The organism is uncultured Corynebacterium sp. (assembly GCF_937999985.1).
In the GTDB taxonomy this organism is placed as follows: Bacteria; Actinomycetota; Actinomycetes; order Mycobacteriales; family Mycobacteriaceae; genus Corynebacterium.
Window position 1 is genome coordinate 1 of the sequence record NZ_CALLDG010000075.1, and the last position, 25,258, is coordinate 25,258.

Sequence of the window (25,258 nt, forward strand, 5' to 3'; positions counted from 1 at the left end):
ATGTGCTCCATCTTGCGCATCAGGTTCGGCAGCGCCGATTCCGAGGAGCTGGTGGCGAAGATCAGCAGGTATTCGCGGCCCAGGTACTTCACCAGCTTGAAGATGTTGAATCCAGTGAACACCCGCAGGATCAGTCCCAAGATGCCGAACACGAAGATCACACAGGTGATGTAGAAGCCGAGGATCAGCACGCCCAGCTGCAGAACTGCCTTGATGCCCGTGCCGCCGACTACGCCCGCCATGGCGCCGAAGGCGCCGATCGGGGCGAGCCACAGGATCCAGGACAGGATCTTGAACACCAGCTTCTGCAGGGTGGCGACGAAGCTGAGGATCGGCTCGCCGGCCTTGCCCATAGACTGCGTGGCGAAGCCCACCAGTAGAGCAATGAAAAGCACCTGCAGGATCTGGCCACTAGTGAAGGCGCCGAAGAAGGTGTCCGGGACAATGCCCTGGACGAAGCCAACCAGGCCTTCGGCTTTCTGCTCTTCGCCGTTGCCGAAGGTGTTGCTTCCGCCGGTGCTCAGGTTCAGACCATCGCCCGGCTGGAGAATGTTGCCAACCACCAGGCCCACTGCGAGGGCGAAGGTGGACATCGTAACGAAGTATGTCAGTGCCAGGCCGCCGGCTTTACCTACTGACGCCGCAGACCTCACCGAACCAATTCCCAGCACAATCGTGCAGAAGATCACCGGTGCGATGATCATCTTGATCAGGCTGACGTAAGTGGTGCCCAGCTCTTTGAATCCCTTGGCGGTATCTGGCGCCACGAGACCGAAGATGATGCCGGCGATCACGGCGATGATCACGCCGATGTATAGCCAGTGGGTGTTGTCTTTCTTCTCCCTTTTAGACTCCGCGATCTGCGGAGTGGAAGCGACGGCGTAACCAGGAGCGGCTTGCTTCTCCTGGGAGCTCTGTCCGGCTGAGTGCTGTTCAGCGCCGCGCTGCCCACTTGTGTGTTGTGCAGCTGAGCGTCCGTCAGCTGAGTGTTGCCCAGCTCCGCTGAGTTCAGCGCCATTGCGCTCTGCGCCCTGGGGATTGCTTTTATCGTCCATGATCCCTAGTGCCCCATTTCGGTGTATTCAGATGTTTTCTGTATTCAGCTGTCTTCTTCAGGCGTTTACTTTCTTGAAGCGTCTGCCTTCTTGAAGCGTTGGCTCCCATCCCCTGCTGCGCCAGTGACTTCCCTTCGAGTTCGGCTGGAACCGAGTGGGCGTCAGTAAGAAACAGGACGAAAGAGCCTCTACACCTCTATTCTGCTCCTAGGTGGAGATAAGAAACAAATGGGCGCTGCGATAGGATGTTGCCATACTATTCGGCAAGCGGCCAAGCGGTGTTGACCTGCACGTCCTTGCCCTTCTTCTGAAACCACTCTTGCAGTCCCTTCTGAGACTCGTAGAACCACGTGGCCTGCGAAAGCATCAGTTCATCCGCTGACATCTGTGTCACCTCGGGATACTTGCGCGCCAGCATCCACGCCACACGAGCGGCAGCCACCGCATCCGCCGTCGCCTCGTGGGCGCTGTCCAAATTCACGCCGTAATGCTGGCACACGCTTTCCAGGGTGCGCTTCCCCTTGCGGTACTGATCCTTTGCCCTATCAACCACATAGGGGTCGAATACGGGGCCGTCGACAGTGAAGCTAGGCTCCAAGGCGCGCAGAACGCTGAGGTCATAGGCGGCGTTGTAGACGATCAGCGTGGCGCCGGAGCGCCAGGCCTCGCGGATTCCCTCGATGGTTTTGGCCAGCACTTCTCCATGATCCTGGCCGTGCTCGCGAGCGTACTCGGTAGTGATGCCGTGGACGTCGGAGGCCTGCTGAGGAATCTCCACGCCGGGATCGGCGAGCATCTCAATGTCGTTTCGCTCGCGCCCCTTGATGGTCACAAGTGCGCTGGTGACGATGCGGGCGGTCTTCGGGTCTACTCCAGTGGTTTCCAGGTCGAAGCTCAGCATGTGTGCCGGGTCAAAATGCGGTGCAGTCATGGTGACCACTTTATAGGTGGCTCAGGACAACCCCCGTTGCCGTTCGAAAAGAATGCGTTCTTCATGCGGGGCAGAGTTTTGTTTCCTAGTATTTTCTTCACAACAAAATTCTTTTACCGGGAACTTTTTCCGCGCTGGGAACATTATGCGCCCGCGTTGCGTCCCACCCTCGTAAAACAAAACTTCGCAGTAATTAGAAAGGCGCTGATCCCCCTTGCACCCCGCTAGCCACGCCCCCAAGGCCACAGCGAAACAACCAAAACCCTGGCGACTCACCCTCGCGCTACTCGCCTTCCTCACCATCATCACCCTCCTCCCCATCCTCGCCGTCAACGCTAACGCCGAAGACGACAACAACGGGGACGGTCAAGGCAGCGGGAATAAGGACGACAGCAAGGTAGCTGTCGTCCTCGACGCCTCCGACTCCATGGCCGAAAAAGACACCGGCGACGGCGGCACCCGAATGGACGCAGCCAAAAAAGCCGCCAACGAAACCATCGACACCCTCGCCGATTCAGCCCAAACCGCAGTCATCGCCTACGGCTCCGAAGAATCCAACGCCCCCGACAACCGCGAAAAGGGCTGCCAAGACATCACCACCCTCGCCTCCCTCGGCAACAACAAACCCGAAGACCTCAAGGACAAAATCAACGAACTAGAACCCAAGGGCTACACCCCCATCGGCAACGCCATCAAACAAGCCGCCGACGAACTCGGCGACTCTGGCACACGCAACATCATCCTCGTCTCCGACGGCATCGACACCTGCGCCCCACCACCAGTCTGCGACGTCGCCGAAGACATCGCCGGCGACGGCATCGACCTGGCCATCCACACCGTCGGATTCAAAGTCGACAACACAGCCCAAAAAGAACTCGAATGCATCTCTGACGTCTCCGGCGGCACCTACACGTCCGCAGACGACACCGAAGCACTCACCGAAGCCCTCACCGACGCCGCCCAACGCGTCGCCGGAAACTACGAATCCGCAGGCACCCCAGTCCAACTAGCAGACAACGCCACCGACGGGTTCTACCTCGGCGAAGGCCTCTACCAAAGCACACTGCCCAGCCCTAAGGAAACCAACAAGGACGGCGACGACAAGTGGTTCAGCATCAGCGTCCCCGAAGGCAAGAAGGCACAGGTAACCGCAAACCTGGTTCCCGTCGGCTTTGAGGGCGGCGACCACATCTACTACGACGTCGACGTCGAATATAAGAACGACAGCTGCAACGATAAGGGCTCCGGCTACTACACCGGCTCGAATTGGCCCGGCCCCCCGGAAGCGGAGACCGTCACCATCGATCCGGAGGAGGACTGTGACCCGACGAAATATCGCGTGAAGCTCAACCGCTCCGGCACCGAAATAGATCGTGACCTGCCGGTCGAGATCATGATCGGGTTTGAGCCCCAAGTCGATGGTTCTGAAGCCGGCCCGGAAAACGACCGAGAGACCCCCGAGGGCAAAGACAAGGATAAGGTCAAGGTGCCTAGCACCACTCCGAAGCCAACCCCCGGCGGCAGCTCCTACAATGATGCAACCGAAATCACCCCGGGTACTGTATCCGACACCCTGGTCCCCGGCGAGACGAAGTTTTACCGCATGAACGTCGACTGGGGCCAGCGCCCCATCGCGGAAGTCGAGTTCGACAAGAAGAACACGGACGATTCCCGTAACGGCGACATTTACGTCGCATCTCCGCGCCGAATTGTCACGTCTGAGCAGACCATACGGACCCTCGACAAGGATGTCCCCACCACCGCACGTGCCGTAGATACGCCGTACGTTTTCTACCGCAACCGTGAAGAAAATGTGGCACATCAGGAAGCTTCGGACGCCGGTCAGTGGTACGTCATGGTCACTCTCGAGGGTTACGACGATAACGGAAAGCAAGCTAAGGACATCGAGTTCCGCCTGTCCACTGCGGTGGAAGGTAACAAGGTCGATGGACCGGAGTGGCGTCAAACCCTAGAGCCCGGACCGGAGCCCACCCCCGAGCCGCCAGGAACCAACGACGACAGCAACGACGGCCAGGAAAACAACGGCAACTCCAACGACGATGAGTCCGACGCCCAGGCCAAGGACATCGACAACGCCTCCCAGAGCAACACGATCCTGTACATCGGCTTGGGTGTCCTGGCCCTCATTCTGATCGCCGCCGTAGCGGTTTACTTCACCGCCGTCCGCCGCAAGTAGCAGCGCCCCCCGCAAAGCCGGAACTAGAAAGGGTTGATTCGCCTTGCTCCCCGCCTATTCGGTGCCCAAGACCCATGCCTCTCGACCACTTCGCACACGGCGAGTCACCTCGGCGCTGCTGGCACTCCTCACTGTGCTCGCTCTTGTGCCGATCTTGACGGTCAACGCACAAGCGCAGGATAAAGACAGTGCCGGCCAGCATGGCGGTTCCGGCCAGCGCGGCGGTGACGGTACCGATAGCCAGGTCGCCATTATTGTTGACGCCTCACGCCACATGGCCGAGAAAAGCAAAACAAACGAGGGCAAAACCCGGATGGACGTGGCGAAAAAGGCGGCGAACGAAACAGCCAAAGCGGTAGCCGATAGGTCAGAGACCATGGTCTTGGGATATGGCTCCGAGGTAGAAATAGCTCCTGAGAACGAAAGCAGTGGCTGCCTCGATATCACTTCCCTTTCGCCCCTGGGCAACAACAAAGCTGCCGACCTGGAAAACGACATCAACGAGCTACAGCCCAAGGGCTATGCACCCATCACTAATGCTCTTAAACATGCCCAAAGGGAAATGGATACGAGCAAAACGCGCAGCATTGTCCTCATTTCCTCGGGCATCAACTCGTGCCCAATCCCGCCTGCGTGCGAATACGCCGAGACTGCGTCAAGTGATTCGACGAAGATCATTCACACCATTGGAGTGGGCGCCGACGACAAGGGGAAAAAAGAACTCGAGTGCATCGCCAAAGCCACCGGCGGCACCTACTCCGACGCGGATAACATTCAAGACCTTCTGGTGGAACTGATCGACGTCAAAGGGCGTGTGCCGAACTACGGCGCCCCCTCCGGCACACCCGTCCAATTAGCCGACAACCCCGACGACGGGTTCTACCTCGGCGAAGGCCTCTACCAAAGCAGCCTGCCTTCCCCAGCCAAAGGAAAGGAAGAAGGCGACGAGAAATGGTTCAGCATCAGCGTCCAGGACAACACCCAAGCACGCATCGCGATCACCCCCATCCCATTGGGCTTCGAGGGCGCCAACTGGGACGATTATGGCACCGAGGTAGAGGTCAGAAACGACACCTGTGAATACAGGGAGACTTACAAAGAATCATCCAGCTGGCCGAGCCCACCTTCAGCAGAAAACATCACTATCACCCCCGATCAATCGTGTGACCCGACGAAATATCGAGTAAAGATGTCCGGCACTGGCGACCTACACGACACGGAACTTCCAATCGAGATCCTTGTCGGCTTTGAGCCCATAGCTAGCGAGTCCGAAGCCGGGCCCAATCATGGCAGTGCGGTGCCTGAGGACGGGGACGAAATCGACATCCCCGACACGTCTCCGCAGCCAACCCCCGGTGGCACGTCCTACGCCACTGCACCTGAGATCACTAAAAGCACGGTCTCCGACACTCTCGTGCCGGGCGAGATGAAGTTTTACCGCATGAACGTCGACTGGGGCCAGCGCCCCGTCGCGGAGGTCGAATTCGACAAGAACGAGGAACCGGGAAGCCGTTCCCACTCGGGGAATTTGTATATCGCATCCCCACGCCGCGCAGTTACGTCGGATCCTCTGTCCGAAGGCCTAGAGAAAAATGCTCCCGTTACCGTCCAAGCTGTGGACACCCCATACGTGTACTACCGCAACCGCGAAGGACCCGAGCAGAACTGGAAAACAGCGGATGCCGGCCAGTGGTACATCGTGGTCTCCCTTGAGGGATACAACGACAACGGCAAGCCGAATAAGGAAGTCGAGTTCCGCCTATCCGCGGCGGTAGAAGGCGAGCGCGCCGACGGGCCGGAGTGGCGCCAAACCCTCGAGCCCGGCCCGGCTCCTTCCACCGAACCGCCAAGCAACACCGGCGCAGACGAATCCGACCCGCAAGCAAAGGACACCGACAACGCCACCCAAAACCAAACGATCATGTACGCCGGCCTGGGATTGCTGGCCATCGTCCTGATCGCAGGCGGCGCCGTCTACTTCACCGCAGTCCGCCGCAAGTAGATCCCCCGCAAGTAGACTAGCGGGGGTGAGTACTCAATCCCGCTGGCAAGAACTCGCTGACCAGGTGCGCCACCACCGGCAGCTCTACTACTACGGCGAACCGGAGATCTCGGACGCGGACTTCGACGCCCTGCTGCAGGAGCTCAAGGACCTAGAGCAGGCCCACCCGGAGGTCGTCACCGGCGCGTCCCCCACCGAGGAAGTCGCACCCGCTCCACCCACCAGCAGTCCGTTCCGCAACGTCGACCACCGCGAGCAGATGCTCAGTCTGGACAACGTCTTTGATACCGAGCAACTCGCCGGCTGGCTGGACCGCACCCCCGCGAAGACATACCTGACGGAGCTGAAGATCGACGGGGCGTCAATAAACCTCCTTTACATCGACGGCCAGTTGGAACTCGCGCTAACCCGCGGCGACGGTACGACGGGCGAGGACATCACCCACAACGCGCGGACCCTCGACGACATCCCGGATACCCTCCACGGCACAGACGAGTTCCCCGTCCCGGCTCTGGTGGAAATCCGCGGCGAGGTGTTCATCGACGTCGAGGACTTCGCCACCATGAACGCCCAGCGCCAGGCCGAGGGGCTGAAGATGTTCGCCAACCCCCGCAATGCCGCCGCCGGCGCGATGCGGCAGAAGAATGCCGCGGATACGGCCAAGCGCCCACTGAAGTTGATTTGCCACGGTATCGGCGCGCGCGAGGGCTTCTCCCCTGCTTCCCAGCACGATGCGTATCGCGCGATTGCCGCGTGGGGACTGCCGGTTAGCCCCTACACCAGGCAGGTTCACTCCGCCAAGGAGGTCCAGCAGCAGGTCGAGTACTGGGGTGAGCACCGCCACGACGCGGCGCACGAGATGGACGGGCTGGTCGTCAAGGTCGATTCCTTAGAAGAGCAGCTGGAGCTGGGCCACACCAGCCGCGCCCCGCGCTGGGCGATCGCGTATAAGTATCCGCCGGAAGAGGCGATGACCACGCTGCACAACATCCGCGTCGGCATTGGCCGCACGGGTCGCGCCACGCCATATGCGGTCATGGAGCCGAAGTACGTGGCGGGCTCTACGGTCTCGATGGCCACGCTGCACAACCCGACGGAGGCCCACCGCAAGGGCGTGATGCTGGGCGATACGATCACCATCCGCAAGGCCGGCGAGGTCATCCCGGAGGTGTTAGGCCCGGTCGAGGATAAGCGCACGGGCGCGGAGCGGCCTTTCCTATTTTCGACGTTCTGCCCCGAGTGCGGCACCCGTTTGGCTCCTTCGAAGGTTGGTGACGCCGACTGGCGTTGCCCCAACACTCAATACTGTCCTGGCCAGTTGCATACCCGCTTGACGTATCTGGCTTCCCGCAAGGCGTTTGATATCGACGCTTTGGGGGAAAAGGGCGCTTATGATCTGATCCATTCCGGTGTGTTGGCCGACGAGTCGGAGCTGTTCGACTTGAGCGCAGAGGATCTGGAGAAGACCAGTTCTTATGCGACGAAGGCCGGGAAGCTGAATAAGTCCGGTGAGACTTTGCTGGAGAAGCTGCAGTTCGCGAAGGAGGCAGACCTGTGGCGGGTGCTGGTTGCTCTGTCGATCCGGCACGTGGGTCCGACCGCGGCGAAGGCCTTGGCGAAGCATTTCGAGTCCGTGGAGGACATCGCCTCTGCTTCAGTCGAGGAGATGGCCGGCATCGACGGTGTGGCCGAGACGATCGCGGAGTCGATTTCGGATTGGTTCACGGTGGATTGGCACCGCCGGATCGTGGATCGCTGGGCGGCGGCTGGCGTGCGGATGCGTCAGGAGGCCGGGGAAACTTCCGGCGAGGCGGATGGCGTGGATTCCTCGCTGCTGGAGGGCCTGACGATTGTGGTCACCGGCTCGCTGGAGGACTTCGACCGGACGGCGGCGAAGGAGGCCATCGAGGCTCGCGGCGGCAAAGCGGCGGGCAGCGTGTCGAAAAATACGGACTTCCTGATTGCAGGCGAAAAGGCCGGTTCCAAGTTGAAAAAGGCCGAGGACCTGGGCGTGCCCGTGCTGGATGAGGCAGCCTTCAAGGAGCTGCTGGAAAACGGCGCAAACCAAACAGAGTAGAAAGGCAGGAACGAATGACTGAAACTACAGCTCTTTCCCTCCCGGAGATCGGGCTCGGCACCTACAAGATGCAGGGCCAGGCGGGCGCGGACTCCGTGGCTGCGGGCATCCGCGCGGGCTACCGTCTGATCGACACGGCCTACAACTACGAAAACGAAGGCGCGGTGGGCTCTGGCATCCGCGCCAGCGGGTTCCGCCGCGACGATGTGATTGTCACCTCCAAGCTGCCTGGCCGCTACCAGCGGCACGACGACGCTGTAGCTTCCGTCGAGGAATCCCTCTTTCGCCTGGGCCTGGACCGCATCGACCTGCACCTCATCCACTGGCCGAACCCAAAACAAGGCCACTACGTGGAAGCCTTCGAAACGCTGCTGGAGCTGCGCGAACGCGGGCTGATCCGCCACGTGGGCGTGTGCAACTTCCTACCCGAGCACCTGGAGGCCGTCCACGCCGCTACTGGCGAGTACCCGGTGGTCAACCAGATCGAGCTGCACCCGCACTTCCCGCAGGCCGAGGCCGTCGCGGCACACCGCGAGCTCGGCATCGTGACGCAGGCCTGGTCGCCGCTGTTGCGCGGCGCGGTTCTGGAGGAGCCGGTCATTGCCGAGATTGCTGACGCCCACTCCGCAACCCCCGGGCAGGTCGTCCTGGCGTGGCACCGCGGCCGCGGGGTGTTGGCGATCCCGAAGGCTGCCTCTGAGGATCGGCAGCGCGAGAACCTGGACTCGTTGAACGTCACCCTGAGTGATGCAGAGATCGAGGCCATCACCGCGCTGGGACGTCCTGATGGGCGCCGGAAGAACCAGGATCCGGCGGTCTACGAGGAGTTTTAGCGCGGCTAGCGTGCACCGCGCTCAGGCGCGCTCAGCGGTGCAGTCCGCGCTCAGGCGCGCCGGGTCTGCGCTAGAGCAGCACCAGTTGCACTATCAATTGCGCCAGAGCAGGGCCGCCGCGTGGCGCGCCCGAGCCGCCGCCACGGAGGCCTGCGCGGCGCTGCGCTTGCCCTCGGGCACCACAATGTCCACCAGCCCCGGCAGTTCGTCGGCGGGCAGGGTCCACTGCTCCCATTGGCGCAGAACGGCGCGGGCGATGTCGCCCGCGGCGGCCTCCACGTCGGCCCCGCTGAAATCTCCGGCAGGGGCGCCGGCGGTATCCCCACCGGCTGGCCCCCGATGCGCAGCAGCATGCCCTCGAGCGTCGGCACCCGCCCCGCCGGCTGACGGCGCCGCCTGGGACACCGCCCAGCCGATCCCCTGGCCGCGTCCGATCATCCCTCCAACCAGGTCTTTGCCGCTGGTTGTCTGCAACTGATCCGCGGGCACCACGATGCGGTGAAAGCCGGGTGCGTGCGAGAGGGCGTCATCGATAAAAGACCCTGTGTCCAGCACCACCGGGCGCGCGACCTGCTGCTGAAAGCGCTGCCACACCCCGTAAATGAACTCGCGGTCGACGGCGGGGATCGTATCGAAGCGAGTGGCGCCGGGCAGGCCACCCATGACCTCGCGGACGCGCGGCTCGTGGAGCGCAATGATGACTTCGCAGCCGAGCGCCGCCGACAGCGCACCGGCGACCTGCTCCACGCCGAAACCCAGGTGCAGGGCGCAATCCTTAAACGCCGGGCGGTCGCGCAAAACTGGGTGGCCGCGGAACTCCACGTCCGCGCCGAACGTCCACGGGCCGGTGACGTGCAGCATCAGCCGCTCGACCTTGCCCGTCAGCAGCTCCTCGGCGGCATCCGTGGCCTCGCGTACCCAGCCGTCCATGCGTCGGGATTCCAGGCTCGGGTGGGCAGTCAGCTCCCAGCCGCGGGGATTAGCGCGGATCGGCAGCTGCGCGAAGCTAGCCGTCAGCGCCGTGAGGTCCCCCGCCCGCCCGCAGCGCGGAAACGACAAGACCGGCGGCACGCCTGTGTCCTCGTCCACGTCGCACGTGCGGTTCAGCGCGGACTGAATCGCGGCGCGCACCTCCGCGTGGTCCGTGACGGTGTTCTCCCACCAGCCCAGGCGCTCGATCGGCTGCGGCTGTGCGGTGTTGTCTGCCATCGCCGTGCTACGCCTTCGCCGGCGTTGCGCGCTCACCCGCGCCGCCAGCGGCTTCGGCATTCGCCGCGCTATCTCCCGGCGCGGGGTCACCCGCATCGCTCCACGGTGCGGTGGCGCGGATGGTGCCGCTGCCCAGCAGGATGTCGCCGTCGGCGTCCGGCTGGTAGACCACGGCGGCCTGACCGCGCGCCACTCCCTGCAGCGGCTCGTGCAGGTCTAGCTCCAGGCGCCACGGGCTCTCGCCCTCCTTCTTGACGCGCCCCGCCGGAGTGGTCCCCTCCGGGTCGTCCACCAACCGCGCGGTGGCGGGCACTACCCCACCGTGGGCGCGCACCTGCACCTCGCACTCAAACTCGCGGCCGTGCACGGAAGGGTCCAGGCGCTTCAGCCGGTCGGCCGTGATCCCACCGACCCGTAGATCGTCGCGCTGACCGATGGTGACGGTGCCCGTGGCGGCGTCAATATCCGTCACATAGCGCGGCTTGCCATCCAGGCCCTCGCGTGGCAGCCCCAGCCCCTTGCGCTGGCCAATGGTGAAGCCGTATACGCCGTCGTGCTCCGCGACGGTCGAGCCGTCCTGGTCCTTCATCAGCCCCGGCCGCAGACCAATTTTCTTCCCCAGAAAAGCCTGCGTCTGCCCGTCGGGGATGAAGCAGATGTCGTGGGAATCCGGCTTGGAGGCCACACCAAAACCGCGGTCCTTCGCCTCCTCGCGGATCTCCGGCTTGATCGTGTCGCCAACCGGGAACATGCAGTGCGCTAGCTGCTCGTCGGTCAGCACGCCCAGCACGTACGACTGGTCCTTGTTGGCGTCCACGCCGCGGCGCATCACGCCATCGTGCAGGCGGGCGTAATGCCCGGTCACTACCGCGTCGAATCCCAGCGCGATGGAACGGTCCAGCAGCGCCTCGAACTTGATCTTCTCGTTACACCGCAGGCACGGGTTGGGGGTCTCGCCGATGGCGTAGGAATCCACGAAGTCGTCGATCACGTCGGCCTTGAAGCGGTCGGAGAAGTCCCACACGTAGAAAGGGATCCCCAGCTTGTCGGCCACGCGGCGTGCGTCCGCGGAGTCCTCCAGGGAGCAGCACCCGCGCGAACCCGCCCGCACGGCCTCGGGAGACTGGGATAGCGCCAGGTGTACGCCGATCACTTCGTGTCCGGCCTCAAGTGCTCGGGAGGCCGCCACGGCGGAATCCACACCGCCACTCATTGCTGCTACTACTCGCATGTTTGGCACCCTACTCGCGTACCGGCCTCTTAGGCCATTCCGCTGGGCGATTCCGCTGGCCCACCCAGCTAGGCCATTCCGGCGGCGCGGGCCTGCTCGACCACGCGCGGCAGGATGCCGGCTAGGTACTCGACCTGGTCGTCGGTGATGTCCGCGCCCAGAGTTAGCCGCAGTGCTCCCCGGGCCACGTCCACTGGCACGCCCATGGCGGTCAGCACGTGGCTGGCGCGGTTCACCCCGGCGCTGCAGGCGGAGCCCGTCGATGCGTCCACCCCGGCGGCGTCCAAAAGCATGATCAGTGAGTCGCCCTCCGCGCCGGGGAAGCTCATGTGCAGGTGCCCGGGCAGCGCGCCGACCTCGGGAGTCCAAATCCGCACGCCATCGATGCGCTGCGCCGCTGCCCGTAGCCTCTCGCGCGCCACGCGCATTCTGGCGGTTGCTTGTTCTAGTTCTTTAATTGATGACGCCAACGCCGCCGCACATCCCACCGCACCCTGCACGTTCACGGTGCCGGAGCGGAGCTTTCGCTCCTGGCCGCCTCCGCGCACGGGGCTTAAGATGTCCGCGTCCCGGCGGGCGAGCAGCAGGCCCGTGTTCTTCGGGCCGCCGAACTTGTGGGCGCTGGCGGCCAGCGTGGTGGCGCCGAGGGCGTGGAAGTCGACGGGTATATGGCCGACGGCTTGCACTGCGTCGGTGTGGAAAGGCACGCCGTTGTCGCGGGCAAAGCTGGCGAGCGTCTCCACCGGCTGGATCGCGCCGGTTTCGTTGTTGGCCCACATACAGGTCAGCAGCGCCAGGTCGCTGGCCCCATCTGCAGCGCCCGGAGAACCTTGTACAGAGTCTGCGCCCGCGCCGTTTTCTAGACCGGCGATCCAGTCTTCGGCACGGATGCGGCCGGCGGCGTCCACCGGAAGGACCGCACGTTCAAACCCCAGATCGAGAGGCCCGGCCGTGAGCCAGTCGACGGACTCGACCACGGCGGGGTGTTCGATGTCGGAGCTGGCGATCACGTGCGCGCCACGGTGAGCCTTCGAACCAAACGCGAGCCCCTGGATGGCGATATTGTCGGCCTCCGTACCGGAGCCGGTAAAGATCACCTCTGCTGCATCCGCGCCGAGGAGTTCGGCGATCTGCTCGCGGGCGTCCTCGAGGCTGCGGCGGGCATCGCGGCCGGTCTTGTACTGGCCGGCGGGGTTCAGCAGCCCCGCGGCGCGCTGCATCGCCTCCTGCGCTTCGGAGCGCAAGGCCTGGGACGCCGCGTTGTCCACGTACAGGCGCCCTCGCGTACCTGCTCCGCCGCCAGTTTCCGCACCGCCAGTTTCCGCGCCGTTAGTTTCTGCGCCGTTGGTTTCCGCGCTGTCCGTCGCGTCATCCGGCGTGCCGGGCGCCGGGTTCTTCGCTGCGTGGTTGGTCTTGTTCACGCCCCTACCCTACTTCTTGGGCGCCGCACACCGCGCACGGGACCGTTGCCTCTTGATACCCTTCAAGTACTCAGAGCCGATCGCGACAGGAGTAATCGCACTTGGGTCTCGCAGAGTTTCTGTTGATGGTACTGATCGCGCTTCTTGTCCTTGCGGTTCCTGGCCTTCTCATCGCGATCATCTATATGCTTCGGAAGAACCAGAAGGACACAGACACAGCCACAGCCACGGACAAGGACACAGCCGGATCGAAAGATCCCGGATCTAACACTTCTAACAAGCCCACTGAGATCTAACAGATCTAACAAAATCTACCAAAGCTACACTATGCTGTGAGGCATGTCCGATCCCTCACGCCAGCCCGCTGCACCCGGCCCGCGCAACCCCTTCCGCCCCAGCTTCGGCACGTCGCCGTACTACCTGGCGGGCCGGGCCGAGCTGCTGCAGGACTTCGAGCTCAGTCTCGCCGAGGGGCCCGGCTCCCCGCACCGCACGATCTTGGCCAGCGGTCTGCGTGGTGTGGGCAAAACGGTGCTGCTCAACGAGATCGAAGACAAGGCTCGCGCCCAGGGTTGGATCGTCCTGCGAGCCTACCCCAATAGCGACATGATCTCCGAGCTGGTCGAAACAACGATCCCCACCGCCATCACAAGCATCGAGCAGCCACCGGAGCGCAAGCTTTCCGGGGCCTCCATCACCGGCGTGGGCAGCTTCCGCACGGAAGCACACTCGCGGGCCGAGGAACTCCGCAGCGTTCCGACGCTCATCACCCGCCTACGCGAACTCTCCGACGTAATCACCGGCACTGGCATCCTCATCACCCTCGACGAGCTGCAATCCGCTGACCTCGACCAGCTCCACCGCCTGGCTACAGCGGTCCAGGACCTCATGCGCGACGAGCGCGACATTGCTTTTGTCTGCGCAGGTCTGCCCCACGGCGTGGACACGCTACTGCAACACGAGGGCACCACGTTCCTCCGCCGCGCCTTCCGCGTAGACCTCCACGCTGTGCCGGCTGAGGAAGTCTCGAAGACCCTCGCCATCACCGCCGCGGATTCTGGCCGCCCTTTTACTGATGACGCCCTAGTCCGCGCCACCGACATTTGCCGCGGCTACCCGTACCTCATCCAAGTGGTTGGCGCACTGTCCTGGGCGGCAGCCGGGATCAACGGTTCGGACATCATCGAGGTCACACACGTGGAGACGGCCTCCCAGCGGGCTATCGACCGCATGACTAGCCACGTCCACCGCCCCGCACTCAGCCGCCTGCCGGAGGGTGAAATGAACTTCCTCCGCGCGATGGTTGCGATTAGTGCCGACGAAGGGGCGTCCGAACCAGAACCGGTAAGCGCAGCAGCACCGGCAACGAGAGCTGTCAAGACTGGCGACATCGCCGCTCACCTGGGCGTAGAGCCAAGAGGCCTGTCCACCTGGCGAAGCCGCCTGATTACCCGCGATCTGATCGAGCCGGCGGGATTCGGCCGCGTGCGATTCACGCTGCCATACATGGAGGACTACATCCGACAGCAGGACGGGTAGCGCAGAAGATGGCACAAAAACCGGCGCCCTTCCGCCTGCGTAAAGCTAAGCGAAAGGGCGCCGGTTAATGGCTGCCGCCCGCGCCAGTAGTGGCGACAGGGCGGCTATTAAAGCCTAGGGCGAAGAACTACTTGCGGTTCTTCAGCTCCTCGGTAGCCTGCGGAGCAACCTTGAACAGGTCGCCGACAACACCGAAGTCTGCGATCTCGAAGATGGATGCCTCTTCGTCCTTGTTCACAGCAACGATGGTCTTGGAGGTCTGCATACCAGCCTTGTGCTGGATAGCGCCGGAGATACCCAGTGCGATGTACAGGTTCGGGGAGACCGTAACACCGGTCTGACCAACCTGGAACTTGCCCGGGTAGTAGTCGGCGTCCACAGCCGCACGGGAAGCACCAACAGCGGCGCCCATGACGTCGGCCAGCGGCTCGACAACGTCGGTGAAGCCCTCGGAGCCACCCACACCACGGCCACCGGAGACCACGATGTTGGCCTCGGTCAGTTCCGGACGGTCGCCAGCCTCAGCCGGAGCGAAGGAGGTGATGGTGACGGCAGTCGGGCCAGCGCCCGGCAGCTCAACCTGCTGGACGTTGCCAGCGGCAGCCTGCGGCTCCGGATCCAGGGAGCCCGGAGCCAGGGTGAAGACCGGGGATGCGCCAGCGGCGGAAGCGGTAACGGTGTAAGCGCCACCGAAGATGCTGATCTCAGCGGACTTCTCGGCGGTGATGTTGTTGGTGTTGTACAGAACACCGGAAGCAACGCGGGCACCTACGCGGCCTGCAACCTCGTTGCCGGTTGCGGTAGCGGAGACGATAACCGGAACCTGCAGCTGTGCTGCTAGGCCGGACAGTGCGTCGACCTCCGGGGTAACCAGCAGGGACTCTGCCTGGTCGGACTCTGCGGCGTAGATGGTCTCTGCGCCAGCCTCGGCCAGTGCGCCCTGCAGCTTCTCGGTGGTGCCGGGAGCGCCAACTACAACGGCGCCGACGGTGCCGAACACGCGTGCAGCGGTGATCAGCTCGACGGTGGAGTTCTTCAGCTGACCCTCACCGTGCTCAACCAGTACTAGTACGTTGGTCATGTCCTTAAATCCCTACTTCCCTTAAACCAGCTTTTCCTTGACCAGGAACTCGACCAGCTGCTTGCCGCCCTCGCCCTCGTCGTTGACGATCTCACCAGCCGACTTCGGCGGCTTCGGGGTGGAAGCGGAAACGGAGGTGGTGGCGTTTGCCAGGCCAACGTTTGCAGCGTCCACGCCAATCTCTTCCAGAGACAGCTCTTCGATGGTCTTCTTCTTGGCAGCCATGATGCCCTTAAAGGCAGCGAAGCGCGGGGTGTTGGACTTCTCAGTCACAGACACGATGGCCGGGGTCGGAGCCTCCAGGCCGAACACGCCCTCTTCGGTAACGCGCTTACCGGTGACCTTGCCCCCCTCAACGCTCAGCTCTTCCATGTGGGTCAGAGCCGGGATCTGGCGGTACTCAGCCAGCAGGCCCGGGATGGAGCCAGCGCCACCGTCGGTGGAGGCGTTACCGGCGATAATCAGCTCGATGTCCTCGATCTGGTTCAGAGCGTTGGACAGAGTCCATGCCGTGCCCAGTGCGTCGGAGCCAGCCAGGTTCTCGTCGACAACCAGCTTGGCCTCGTCGCAGCCCAGGGACAGTGCCTTGCGCAGCGCCTCGGTTGCGCGCTCCGGGCCGACGGACAGAACGATGACGTTGCGGGAGCTGTCTGCTTCCTTCAGCTGCAGTGCAGCCTCAACAGCGTTTTCGTTGATTTCGTCCAGGACAGCGTCTGCGCTGTCGCGGTCGAGGGTGAAGTCATCGTCGGTGAGCTTGCGCTCGGAGTAGGTGTCCGGCACCTGCTTAACCAGAACAACGATGTTCGACATTCGTTGACCTTCCTGCTTGGGTATTGTGATTTGGCACCATAGTACCTACCACCAGGTGACCACCGCCACAAATTTCTTATATTGTTTTAGAACTACCCCCGCGAGCTGCGGCGAGCCCTACAGATAAAGGCCACAGCCTTGGCAGCGCCGCCCTCGCCGATGCGCGTAACCACTACCGAGTAGGCGGAATCCGCCGCCGCGGCACCGCTTCCGCCACCGTTTCCGCCTGCGCTACCCTTCTTCAGCTTCCATTTCTTCCGCAGCTCGTCGGGGCCCACATCCACGCCGCGCACGAGGATTTCCACGCTCCTCGCACCCAGCCCCACCAGCGCGGGCCGCGCCTTCTTCAGCGGCACTTCTTCAACAACCTCAAAGCCTCGCACGCCCGCGGGCAGCTCGTCGCCTGTCAGGTACGCGATGTGCGGGTCCAGCTGCCACAGCCCGTGCCGCGCCGCGTACTGGCGCACCAGCCCAGCGCGCACGATGGCACCATCGGGATCCACGATGTAGCGCCCTACCCCGCCCACGCGGTCGGTCTCGGGTTCGTCGCTTGTCACTGTTTCTTTAACTGATGACGCCCCCATCACCACCGCCCGGCGCCCCCGCCCAAAGATCGCGGGTGAATATAGACACGTCTCCTTTACTCCTCCATCGACGGAAACAACCTCCACGTGGCCGTCGAACTCGGAGTAGTCGATGCCTGGCGCGCATTTGACCACCAGATTGTCGTAGCAGTCCATGAGCTCGGGCAGCGGCGGCTGCAGGTCTTCCAACTTGGCGATGCGCCCCGAGGAATTCCGGCGTGCTGGGTCCGCCACCACCACGCCGGATTTCAGCGCACCGGATTTCAGTGCGCCGGATTTCAGGTCACCGGTGAACGCGGGTCGCAGCGCATCCATACGCACAACCGGAACCTCCGGCACATTGAAACGAGCCATCCGCAGGCGCTGGTGGTCCAGATCCCCGCCCAGTACGCGCAGCCCCGCGGCAGAAAGCGCGTGCAGCTCGGTGCCGATGCTGCACGTGACATCCACAGCGGCCTCCACCCCGGCGGCCTTCAACACCTCCGCGCGCCACTCGGCGACTCCCGGCGGGGTGGCCTGCTGGACGGATTCACTATCCATCAGCCAATTCTCCGGCAGCTTGCCCGCGCGGCGGGCCTGCACCAGTTCCGCCAGGGCGCGGGCGTTGTCGCCGTGTGCCTTACGCAGGTGGGAAAGGTCCTGCACGAGGGTTCTCTTGGTTAGCTGGTACGTGGTGGCGTCATTAATAAGGGGCGAACCAGCGGCGCAATCAGCGAGCAAAAAATCCAGCTCGGCAGCAGAAAAGGCCATCCTTGCGCGCTACTGCTCGTAGGAGTCGGGGCGGATGGCGAAAGGATTCTCCGGCATCTCGGCGGGGTCAACGACGAACTTCATGCCCGGCGCGAACTGGCGGGCAGGCGCGCCATACATCTGCTGCTCCATCAAGTAGTACTCGGCCATGTACGGCTCGTCGACGGGCTCCTCGAGCACCGGATCGACGGAGAGGCTGGAGGAAAAATCCAACACTTCCTCGACAGTACGGAAAGTATCCAGCAACTTCAGCTGCGCCCACGTCGGCGGCATCAGAGATATCTTGCGGGAGCGCCACCCGTCCAGCAGCGTGGATGGACGGAACCAGCCCGTCGAGGTGGCCTCCGGGGTATCGGCCCTGGTCTCCTGCCCCTCCGGCATGGCGGCCACGAAGAAAGCCGTGTCGTAGCGGATCGGCTGCTCCACCGGAGTGACCCAGTTGGCCCAAGGGCGCAGCAAGTCAGAGCGCAAGACCAGGTTGTTGTTGCTCATGAAGTCGGAAAAGCTTAGATGGTGGTTCTCCAGCAGCTTGCGTTCTTCCTGGTAGGGAGTGGTGTCCACTACCGGGGAGCCATCGCGGTGGGTGGCCAGCAACGTGCCGCTTTCCTCGAAGGTCTCGCGCACCGCGGCGCAGACCAGGGCGCGGGCCATGGATTCCGGCTTCTGCAGGCGCTTGGCCCACCACTTGACCTCCGCGCCCTGCCAATTGATGGCCGGCGACATGTGGCCATCGCCGTCAACGTCCCCCGGCATATCGCGGGAATCCACCCCTCCGCCTGGGAAAACCGTCATCTCCGCGCAGAACTTCATAGTCGAGGCACGCTCCTGGACGTATACCTCGATCCCCGACAACGTGTCGCGCAACAGAATCACCGTTGACGCGTGACGTGGCTGCACTGGGCCTAAACGGTTTTCCTTCATGGATCAGAGTCTACCGATCTTCCTAGCGGCGGTGGCTGTCTTCACCGGGGTCCACTGTCTTCACTGGGCTCCACTAGCTCCACCGGAACGGTGGCTACCCCGGCGCTGGCGGCTACGGCGGGCGAACCAGCGACCGTCTTCGTGCTTGACTTCGATCGGCTGGTGGAAGGTGCGGGTGAGGTTCTCGCTGGTCATCACGTCTTCCAGGATTCCCTGAGCCACAACCTCGCCTTCGTCCAGCAGCAGAGCGTGGGTGAACCCCGGCGGGATTTCTTCCACGTGGTGGGTGATCATCACAATCGCCGGCGAGTCCGCATCCGCCGCCAGGTCCGACAACAGCGCCACCAGGTCCTCGCGGCTGCCGAGGTCCAGGCCGGCGCCCGGCTCGTCCAGCAGTAGCAGCTCGGGGTCGTTCATCAAGGCGCGGGCGATCAGCACGCGCTTGCGTTCGCCTTCGCTTAGGGTCCTCCAGGTCTGCTCGGCCAAGTGGTAGGCACCGACGCTTTCCAGGATCTCGATGGCGCGCTCGTAGTCCAGCTCGTCGTAATCCTCGCGCCAGCGGCCCAGCACGTCATAACCGGCGGAAATCACGATGTCCGCGACCTTCTCATCCCCCGGCACGCGCTGTGCCAGCGCCGAAGAGCTCATGCCGATGGCGGTGCGCAGCTCGCGCAGATCCACCTTGCCCACCTGCTCGCCGATGAGCTTCACGGTGCCAGTTGTCGGGAACATCTGCGCCGATGCCAGGCGCATCAGGGTGGTCTTGCCCGCCCCGTTGGGGCCGACGATGATCCAGCGTTCGTCCAGCTCCACCTGCCAATCCATCGGCGCCAGGATGGCTCGTCCGTCGCGCACGACGGAGACGTTGCGCATGTTTACGATCAGGTCGTCCTCGTCAGCCTGCGCGGTGGCCGGGGTGGAAATTAGGTTCGTCACGTTCTCGCTCACTCCCCCATGGTGCCTCAAGATCCGCGCGAAGTGTGCCAACAACATAGGCTTGCTGTGTAAGCACCAACGCGAACTGCCAACGGATCCCCACTGCCATTTAAAGGAGCTTCCCCATGACCGGCCGCCTCGGCATCGACTGCATCTCCCCCGTCATCTCCCACGGAGCCACCCCCGCCAAGGCCATCGTCGGCCAGGTGTTTCCGGTTAGCGCAAGCGTCTGGCGCGAGGGGCACGACGCCATCTCCGCCACCCTCGTCGTCCGTCGCCCCGCCGGCGCCGAGGGTGGCCGTGCGAAGATCACGATGTCGCCAGACCCCGAGGACGTCGACCGTCGCCATGCCGTGTTCGTTCCGGATGTGCCGGGTATGTGGACCTTTCGTGTTGACGCCTGGTCGGACCCAGCGGCCACATGGTTCAACGCAATCACCAAGAAGGTAGCCGCGGGCCAGGATGCCCAGGCCCTGGCCAACGACTTTGAGCTCGGAGCGCGCCTGTTCGAGCGGGCGGCGGAGAAGGCCTCCCGCAAGCACCGGGAGCTAGTGGCCTCCGTACCCGGCCAGCTGCGCGATGAATCCTTGAGCATCGACGAGCGCCTGGCCACCGCCCTGTCTCCGGAGATCAAGAAGGCCTTGGACAAGCGCCCGCTGCGCGACCTGCTGACCCGCGGCCCGGAGTTCCACGTGCTGGTGGAAGAGAAAACCGCCGGCGTGGGTGCCTGGTACGAGATGTTCCCCCGCTCTACTGGCGGTTGGGATGCCGACGGCAACCCGGTGCACGGCACCTTCGCCACCGCCGCCGCAGACCTGCCGCGCATCGCGGACATGGGCTTCGACGTGCTCTACCTGCCGCCGATTCACCCGATCGGCGAGATCAACCGCAAGGGTAAGAACAACACCTTGACCCCCACTCCGGAGGACGTCGGCTCCCCCTGGGCCATCGGCTCCAAGGACGGAGGCCACGAGGCCGTGCACCCACGCCTAGGCACCGTCGAGGACTTCGAGAACTTCGTCGCCGCAGCCAACGACCAAGGCCTGAAGGTCGCCCTGGATCTGGCGCTGCAGTGCGCCCCCGACCACCCGTGGGCTAAGGAGCACCCGGAGTGGTTCACCGTGCTGCCGGATGGCACCATCGCCTACGCCGAGAACCCGCCGAAGAAGTACCAGGACATCTACCCGTTGAACTTCGACAACGACCCGGAGGGCCTGTACCGCGAGGTACTGAAGGTAGTGCGCCTGTGGATCGGCCGCGGCGTTCGCATCTTCCGCGTGGACAACCCGCACACCAAGCCCACGAACTTCTGGCAGTGGCTGATCGCCGAGGTCCACGCCACCGACCCGGACGTGGTCTTCCTCTCTGAGGCCTTCACCCGCCCGCCGCGGCTCTACGGCCTGGCCAAGGCGGGATTCACGCAGTCCTACAGCTACTTCACTTGGAAGACCACCAAGGAGGAGCTAGAGGAATTCGCCGGAGACATAGCTAACTACGCCGATGTTTTCCGCCCGAATCTGTTCGTGAACACCCCGGACATCCTGCACGAATCCCTGCAGACCGGTGGGAAGGCCATGTTCGCCATCCGCGCCGCCCTGGCCTCCACCCTCTCCCCGCTGTGGGGCGTGTACTCCGGCTTTGAGATCTACGAATCCACGCCGGTTCACGCGGGCTCGGAGGAATACCTGGACTCCGAGAAGTACGAGCTGCGTCCGCGCGACTACTCAGTGGACAATTGCGCTGAATGGATCAGGGATCTGAACCTGTGGCGTCAAGAAAACCCGGCGCTGCAGCAACAGCGCACCCTGCGCTTGCACGAAACAACAAGCGACGACCTGCTCGCGTATTCGAAGGTCGACGGCGTTACCGGCAACGCGGTGCTCGTGGTGGTGAACCTGAACCCCAATGCGATCGTCGAGGGCTCTGTGCACCTGGATACCGAAGCGCTTGGCCTGGGCGCGCCGGAAGATGCGCACTTCGAGGTCACCGACCTGCCGACGAACCAGACCTACACCTGGGGCGCCAGCAACTACGTGCGCCTGGATCCGGACTTCCAGGTTGCGCACCTCTTCCGGCTGCCCACCCTTGGTGAGGGTGAGCGCGAGCGAGTCTGCACGCGAGCCCAGGAAGAATACGATCCCCGCAGGTAGAATCGGCGGGTATGAACCACGATTACCACCGGCTCGCAGAACGTAGGCACCACGCCCCGCACGACGTGCTTGGGGCACACGAGAACAGCGACGGAACCACCACCATCCGCACGGTTCAGTGCGGGGCGGAGTCCGTCGCCGTGCGCATCAACGGCGGCGAGCCGGTGCCGATGGCGGCGGCCGAAGAATACCCGGCGCTATTCACCGCGACCGTGGACTACTTCGTAGACACCTACGTCTTCGAAGTCACCTGGGCCGGCGGCACCACTGCCACCCTGGAAGACCCCTACCGGCGCCTGCCGACCGTCGGCGACCTCGACCGCTACCTCATCGGCGAAGGCCGCCACGAGGAGCTGTGGAAGGTTCTCGGCGCGCATGTAGTGGACGGTGGCGTGGCCTTTTCCGTGTGGGCGCCGCATGCTGCGGGTGTTTCCGTGATCGGCGATTTCAACGGCTGGAACGCCAACCAGCACCCCATGCGCGCGCTGGGTAGCAGCGGCATCTGGGAGTTGTGGATCCCCAGCGTGGGAGCGGGGGCGCACTACAAGTTCTCCATTACCACCGGCGACGGTGTGCGCCTGGACAAGGCCGACCCGATGGCACGCCTGGCCGAGCCCGCGCCCGCGACCGCTTCCATCGTCGTGGAGGACAGCGACTTTGCCTGGAGCGACGACGAGTGGCTGGCACACCGCGCCGCCGTAGGCGTGGACGAGACCATGAGCATCTACGAAATGCACCTCGGCAGCTGGCGCAAGGGGCGCAACTACCAAGAGCTGGCCGCGGAGCTGGTGGAGTACGTGCAGGAGCTGGGCTACACCCACGTGGAACTGATGGGTGTTTCCGAGCACCCCTTCGAACCCTCCTGGGGCTACCAGGTGACCGGCTACTACGCGCCGAACAACCGCTACGGCGGCCCGGACGATCTGCGCTTCCTGATCGACTCGCTGCACCGCGCCGGCATCGGTGTGATCATGGACTGGGTTCCCGGCCACTTCCCCAAGGACGGCTGGGCACTGGGCCGCTTCGACGGTGAGGCCTGCTACGAGCACCCGGATCCGCGCCGCGGCGAGCAGCCGGACTGGGGCACCTACGTGTTCGACTTCGGTCGCAACGAGGTGCGCAACTTCCTGGTGGCCAACGCTTTGTACTGGTGCAAGGAATTCCACATCGACGGCCTGCGCGTGGATGCTGTGGCCTCGATGCTGTACCTGGACTACTCCCGCGATGACTGGCTGCCCAACGAGTTCGGCGGCCGCGAAAACCTCGATGCGGTGGAGTTCCTGAAGGAAATGAACGCCACCGTGCACCGTGAGTGCCCGGGTTCGCTTACCATCGCCGAAGAGTCGACTTCCTGGCCGGGCGTGACTGCCCCCACCAGCGAGGGCGGCCTGGGATTCAGCCTGAAGTGGAACATGGGCTGGATGCACGACAGCCTGGAGTACATCCAACGCGATCCGGCCTACCGCAGCTACCACCACAACGAGATCACGTTCTCGATGGTCTACGCCTACTCCGAGAAGTACGTGCTGCCGATCAGCCACGACGAGGTTGTGCACGGCAAGGGAACCCTGTGGTCGCGTATGCCCGCCGGTTCCGCCTGGGACAAGGCGGCGATGGTGCGCAGCTACCTGGCGTTCATGTGGGCGCACCCGGGCAAGAAGCTGCTCTTCCAGGGCCAGGAATGGGGCCAGACCGAGGAGTGGAACGAGTCCCGCGGCCTGGACTGGCACGACCTCGAGGGCTGGGAGGGCGAGTTCCACCGCGGCATCAGCGCGCTGACCAGCCAGCTAAACAAGCTCTACCACTCCGAGCCCGCTCTGGGGCAGGATCACGCGCCGGAGGGCTTCCAATGGATCGCCAGCGACGACTCGACGAATAACGTTCTTTCCTTTATTCGACGCCACCGTGGGCGCGAGCTGGCATGTGTAATTAACTTCTCGGGCACCACCCAGGAGAACTACCGCATCGGCCTGCCGCAGGCCGGTACGTGGCGCGAGGTGTTGAACACCGACGACGTGAAGTACGAGGGCGCCGGGCGCGTAAGTGGCGACCTGCACACGGAGCCCACCGGCTCCCACGGCATGGACGCCTCCGCCGTGCTGCAGATCCCGGCGCACACCGCGCGCTGGTTCGTGTTGGAGGGCTAAACCCCGCTCAGCACTCGCGGCCACGGCGACGAGCGCCCCGCCTGAGGTGGCGAGCGTCAGCGCCGGTGCTTGCGCCGTCCGCGCGCCAGGATGGCGCTGGCGTCTAGAACAGAGCCGAGGCCATGCGGGTGCGACCCGCGATAACCTCCGGATCCGCCGGGTCGAACAGGCTGAACAGCTCCAGCAGACGAGCCTTCGCCTGCTTCTTGTGATCTGCGCTGCCCTCGGCGGACGGGCGCAGCTCCTCGATCAGCAAGTCGAAGGCCTTAGGCCTGTCGCCCGCCAGCAGCAGGCGGTCGGATTCCGCGAACTCGTCCCCACCCGTGGACAGGCGCTGCATCAGCAGCGCGTTGGCCCGCGCCGCGCGGGCCTCCCCTACGACCGCGTCGTCGGCCTGCGCGGGGTTGGCAAGGATGGCGTCGTAATCCGCAATTGCGCCCGCGTAATCCTCCGCTTCAAGCTTCTCGGCGGCGGCAGCCAGGCGCGGGTCGCCCGCATCCTGGTTCACGTCGGCACCGCCAGCACCTGCACCACCGCCGGCTCCGGCCACATTAGCCGGATCCTCCTCCGGGGCCAGGCCTCGCAGCTTGCCGTCTACCGCCTGCACGACAGCATCTACCCAGCCGTGCAGCTGCGCGGCGGGCTGGCCGCCCTCGAAGTTGGTGAGTGGGCGCCCGGCTGCCAGCGCGATGACAGTGGGGATTGCCTGCACGCCGAAGGCCTGGGCGACCTCCGGGGTGGCATCCACATCCACGTATCGGAAGAGCCACTTAGTCGGCGCCTGCTGGGCCTCAGCCAGCTTGGTGAAGTCCTGGCGCATCTGCTCCGAGGCTTCCGAGCGGGCGGAACCCAGCAGCGTAACCACCGGCACCTGAGTAGAACGAACCACGAGGTCCAACTCGAAGTTCTCAGGGGTGACGGTACTAACGAAAGCTGCCGGAGCTCCAGCGCCCGCACCTCCAGAGCCAACTCCGCTAGCCGTACCTGGCTGGCCTGCCGGTGCGCCTGCCGCGCCAGCACCTCCAGCGGCAGTACTAGCGCCCGCCGCCCCAGCCTGGGCGGCGCGAGCCTGCGCCTGCGCCCGCTGCTCAGCCTGCTGCTTCACCGCACCCAGGTCCACCGCCCCGGCCACGAAGCGGGACGGAGGAGTATTAGAAGGATTCGTCACCTTGTAAGTGTCCTTTCTTACTTGCCCTCCCACGCGCTGGCCGCGCGGGAGGAAATAATCGCCTGTTGAGGGCTAAAACCGACTAAGAAAGCTGAGTCTTTTAGAAAAGCCGCAGCTCCGAGGAGTCAGTTCCTCGCATTGCTTCATAGTCCAGGGTAACGCAACGGAAACCGCGGTCTTCTGCCAGTGTGCGAGCCTGCGGCTTGATCTCCTGGG

The 25,258-nt window shown here is 63.9% G+C and carries 19 protein-coding genes; 7 read left to right on the plus strand and 12 right to left on the minus strand.

Translation table 11 applies throughout. From position 1 onward, the window contains the following. Together Q0331_RS03545 and Q0331_RS03550 are read right to left on the minus strand one after the other, a co-directional pair. The coding region (locus tag Q0331_RS03545; protein ID WP_298074928.1) for a cation:dicarboxylate symporter family transporter at positions 1–1,055 on the minus strand (1,055 nt) is incomplete at its 3' end. A gap of 256 nt (positions 1,056–1,311) precedes the next feature. After that, positions 1,312–1,986: a 3'-5' exonuclease gene (locus tag Q0331_RS03550; RefSeq protein WP_298074930.1), complete on the minus strand. Its 675-nt coding sequence runs from the start codon at positions 1,984–1,986 to the stop codon at positions 1,312–1,314. 214 nt (positions 1,987–2,200) lie between these two features. On the opposite strand from Q0331_RS03550, the gene Q0331_RS03555 reads away from it, so the two are divergent. The 4 genes from Q0331_RS03555 (at position 2,201) to Q0331_RS03570 (ending at position 9,095) form a co-directional block, all read left to right on the plus strand. Further along, positions 2,201–4,183: a VWA domain-containing protein gene (locus Q0331_RS03555; protein ID WP_298074934.1), complete on the plus strand. Its 1,983-nt coding sequence runs from the start codon at positions 2,201–2,203 to the stop codon at positions 4,181–4,183. A gap of 145 nt (positions 4,184–4,328) precedes the next feature. Beyond that, positions 4,329–6,185 (plus strand): VWA domain-containing protein, encoded by a 1,857-nt coding sequence (locus Q0331_RS03560; protein WP_298074936.1) that lies wholly within the window; start codon positions 4,329–4,331, stop codon positions 6,183–6,185. A gap of 25 nt (positions 6,186–6,210) precedes the next feature. After that, positions 6,211–8,262, plus strand: a complete 2,052-nt coding sequence (ligA, locus tag Q0331_RS03565) for an NAD-dependent DNA ligase LigA (protein ID WP_298074938.1) — start codon at positions 6,211–6,213, stop codon at positions 8,260–8,262. Positions 8,263–8,276: 14 nt separating this feature from the next. Continuing rightward, positions 8,277–9,095 (plus strand): aldo/keto reductase, encoded by an 819-nt coding sequence (locus tag Q0331_RS03570; RefSeq protein WP_298074944.1) that lies wholly within the window; start codon positions 8,277–8,279, stop codon positions 9,093–9,095. Between the two features lie 93 nt (positions 9,096–9,188). Here the strand turns inward: Q0331_RS03570 and Q0331_RS03575 are convergent, their stop codons facing one another. From Q0331_RS03575 to Q0331_RS03585, 3 genes are all read right to left on the minus strand, one after another. Beyond that, complete coding sequence (locus Q0331_RS03575) at positions 9,189–10,304, minus strand: hypothetical protein (protein ID WP_298074946.1); 1,116 nt, start codon at positions 10,302–10,304, stop codon at positions 9,189–9,191. A 7-nt stretch (positions 10,305–10,311) separates the two neighbouring features. Beyond that, on the minus strand, positions 10,312–11,535 hold the full coding sequence (gene mnmA, locus Q0331_RS03580; RefSeq protein ID WP_298074947.1) for a tRNA 2-thiouridine(34) synthase MnmA: 1,224 nt from the start codon (positions 11,533–11,535) through the stop codon (positions 10,312–10,314). Between the two features lie 68 nt (positions 11,536–11,603). Then, positions 11,604–12,956 carry a cysteine desulfurase family protein gene (locus Q0331_RS03585; protein ID WP_298074949.1) on the minus strand — a complete coding sequence of 451 codons (1,353 nt, stop codon included), beginning with the start codon at positions 12,954–12,956 and terminating at the stop codon, positions 11,604–11,606. Between the two features lie 339 nt (positions 12,957–13,295). Between Q0331_RS03585 and Q0331_RS03590 the strand changes: the two genes are divergently transcribed. Further along, complete coding sequence (locus tag Q0331_RS03590) at positions 13,296–14,495, plus strand: ATP-binding protein (protein WP_298074951.1); 1,200 nt, start codon at positions 13,296–13,298, stop codon at positions 14,493–14,495. 127 nt (positions 14,496–14,622) lie between these two features. On the opposite strand, the gene Q0331_RS03595 is transcribed toward Q0331_RS03590, so the two are convergent. From Q0331_RS03595 to Q0331_RS03615, 5 genes are all read right to left on the minus strand, one after another. After that, on the minus strand, positions 14,623–15,576 hold the full coding sequence (locus tag Q0331_RS03595; protein WP_298074952.1) for an electron transfer flavoprotein subunit alpha/FixB family protein: 954 nt from the start codon (positions 15,574–15,576) through the stop codon (positions 14,623–14,625). A gap of 21 nt (positions 15,577–15,597) precedes the next feature. Then, entirely contained in the window at positions 15,598–16,386 is a 789-nt protein-coding gene (locus tag Q0331_RS03600; protein WP_034985575.1) for an electron transfer flavoprotein subunit beta/FixA family protein, read from the minus strand. A gap of 92 nt (positions 16,387–16,478) precedes the next feature. Beyond that, the gene (locus tag Q0331_RS03605) at positions 16,479–17,720 is read right to left on the minus strand and encodes a THUMP-like domain-containing protein (RefSeq protein WP_298074954.1); all 1,242 of its coding nucleotides are present in this window, start codon (positions 17,718–17,720) and stop codon (positions 16,479–16,481) included. 9 nt (positions 17,721–17,729) lie between these two features. Next, positions 17,730–18,641 carry an NUDIX hydrolase gene (locus tag Q0331_RS03610; RefSeq protein ID WP_298074956.1) on the minus strand — a complete coding sequence of 304 codons (912 nt, stop codon included), beginning with the start codon at positions 18,639–18,641 and terminating at the stop codon, positions 17,730–17,732. A gap of 60 nt (positions 18,642–18,701) precedes the next feature. Further along, the gene (locus Q0331_RS03615; RefSeq protein WP_298074958.1) at positions 18,702–19,634 is read right to left on the minus strand and encodes an ABC transporter ATP-binding protein; all 933 of its coding nucleotides are present in this window, start codon (positions 19,632–19,634) and stop codon (positions 18,702–18,704) included. Positions 19,635–19,702: 68 nt separating this feature from the next. Here Q0331_RS03615 and Q0331_RS03620 point away from each other — a divergent pair, with 68 nt between their 5' ends. After that, positions 19,703–21,727, plus strand: coding sequence for an alpha-1,4-glucan--maltose-1-phosphate maltosyltransferase (locus Q0331_RS03620; protein ID WP_298074960.1), 2,025 nt, complete (start codon positions 19,703–19,705; stop codon positions 21,725–21,727). Positions 21,728–21,738: 11 nt separating this feature from the next. Beyond that, positions 21,739–23,874 carry a 1,4-alpha-glucan branching protein GlgB gene (gene glgB / locus Q0331_RS03625; protein ID WP_298074962.1) on the plus strand — a complete coding sequence of 712 codons (2,136 nt, stop codon included), beginning with the start codon at positions 21,739–21,741 and terminating at the stop codon, positions 23,872–23,874. A 103-nt stretch (positions 23,875–23,977) separates the two neighbouring features. Here glgB and Q0331_RS03630 read toward each other — a convergent pair whose 3' ends face one another. Continuing rightward, complete coding sequence (locus Q0331_RS03630) at positions 23,978–25,042, minus strand: tetratricopeptide repeat protein (protein WP_298074964.1); 1,065 nt, start codon at positions 25,040–25,042, stop codon at positions 23,978–23,980. Between the two features lie 100 nt (positions 25,043–25,142). Further along, the coding region (locus tag Q0331_RS03635) for an endonuclease NucS domain-containing protein (RefSeq protein WP_298074966.1) at positions 25,143–25,258 on the minus strand (116 nt) is incomplete at its 5' end.

What these genes read in the sequence shown, in the direction of transcription:
- Q0331_RS03600 (WP_034985575.1), bottom strand. Translation starts at nt 16,386, where the DNA reads ATGTCGAACATCGTTGTTCTGGTTAAGCAGGTGCCGGACACCTACTCC.
- Q0331_RS03610 (WP_298074956.1), bottom strand. Translation starts at nt 18,641, where the DNA reads ATGAAGGAAAACCGTTTAGGCCCAGTGCAGCCACGTCACGCGTCAACG.
- Q0331_RS03570 (WP_298074944.1), top strand. Translation starts at nt 8,277, where the DNA reads ATGACTGAAACTACAGCTCTTTCCCTCCCGGAGATCGGGCTCGGCACC.
- Q0331_RS03615 (WP_298074958.1), bottom strand. Translation starts at nt 19,634, where the DNA reads ATGTTGTTGGCACACTTCGCGCGGATCTTGAGGCACCATGGGGGAGTG.
- Q0331_RS03605 (WP_298074954.1), bottom strand. Translation starts at nt 17,720, where the DNA reads ATGGCCTTTTCTGCTGCCGAGCTGGATTTTTTGCTCGCTGATTGCGCC.
- Q0331_RS03620 (WP_298074960.1), top strand. Translation starts at nt 19,703, where the DNA reads ATGACCGGCCGCCTCGGCATCGACTGCATCTCCCCCGTCATCTCCCAC.
- mnmA (WP_298074947.1), bottom strand. Translation starts at nt 11,535, where the DNA reads ATGCGAGTAGTAGCAGCAATGAGTGGCGGTGTGGATTCCGCCGTGGCG.
- Q0331_RS03550 (WP_298074930.1), bottom strand. Translation starts at nt 1,986, where the DNA reads ATGACTGCACCGCATTTTGACCCGGCACACATGCTGAGCTTCGACCTG.
- Q0331_RS03575 (WP_298074946.1), bottom strand. Translation starts at nt 10,304, where the DNA reads ATGGCAGACAACACCGCACAGCCGCAGCCGATCGAGCGCCTGGGCTGG.
- Q0331_RS03595 (WP_298074952.1), bottom strand. Translation starts at nt 15,576, where the DNA reads ATGACCAACGTACTAGTACTGGTTGAGCACGGTGAGGGTCAGCTGAAG.
- Q0331_RS03590 (WP_298074951.1), top strand. Translation starts at nt 13,296, where the DNA reads ATGTCCGATCCCTCACGCCAGCCCGCTGCACCCGGCCCGCGCAACCCC.
- glgB (WP_298074962.1), top strand. Translation starts at nt 21,739, where the DNA reads ATGAACCACGATTACCACCGGCTCGCAGAACGTAGGCACCACGCCCCG.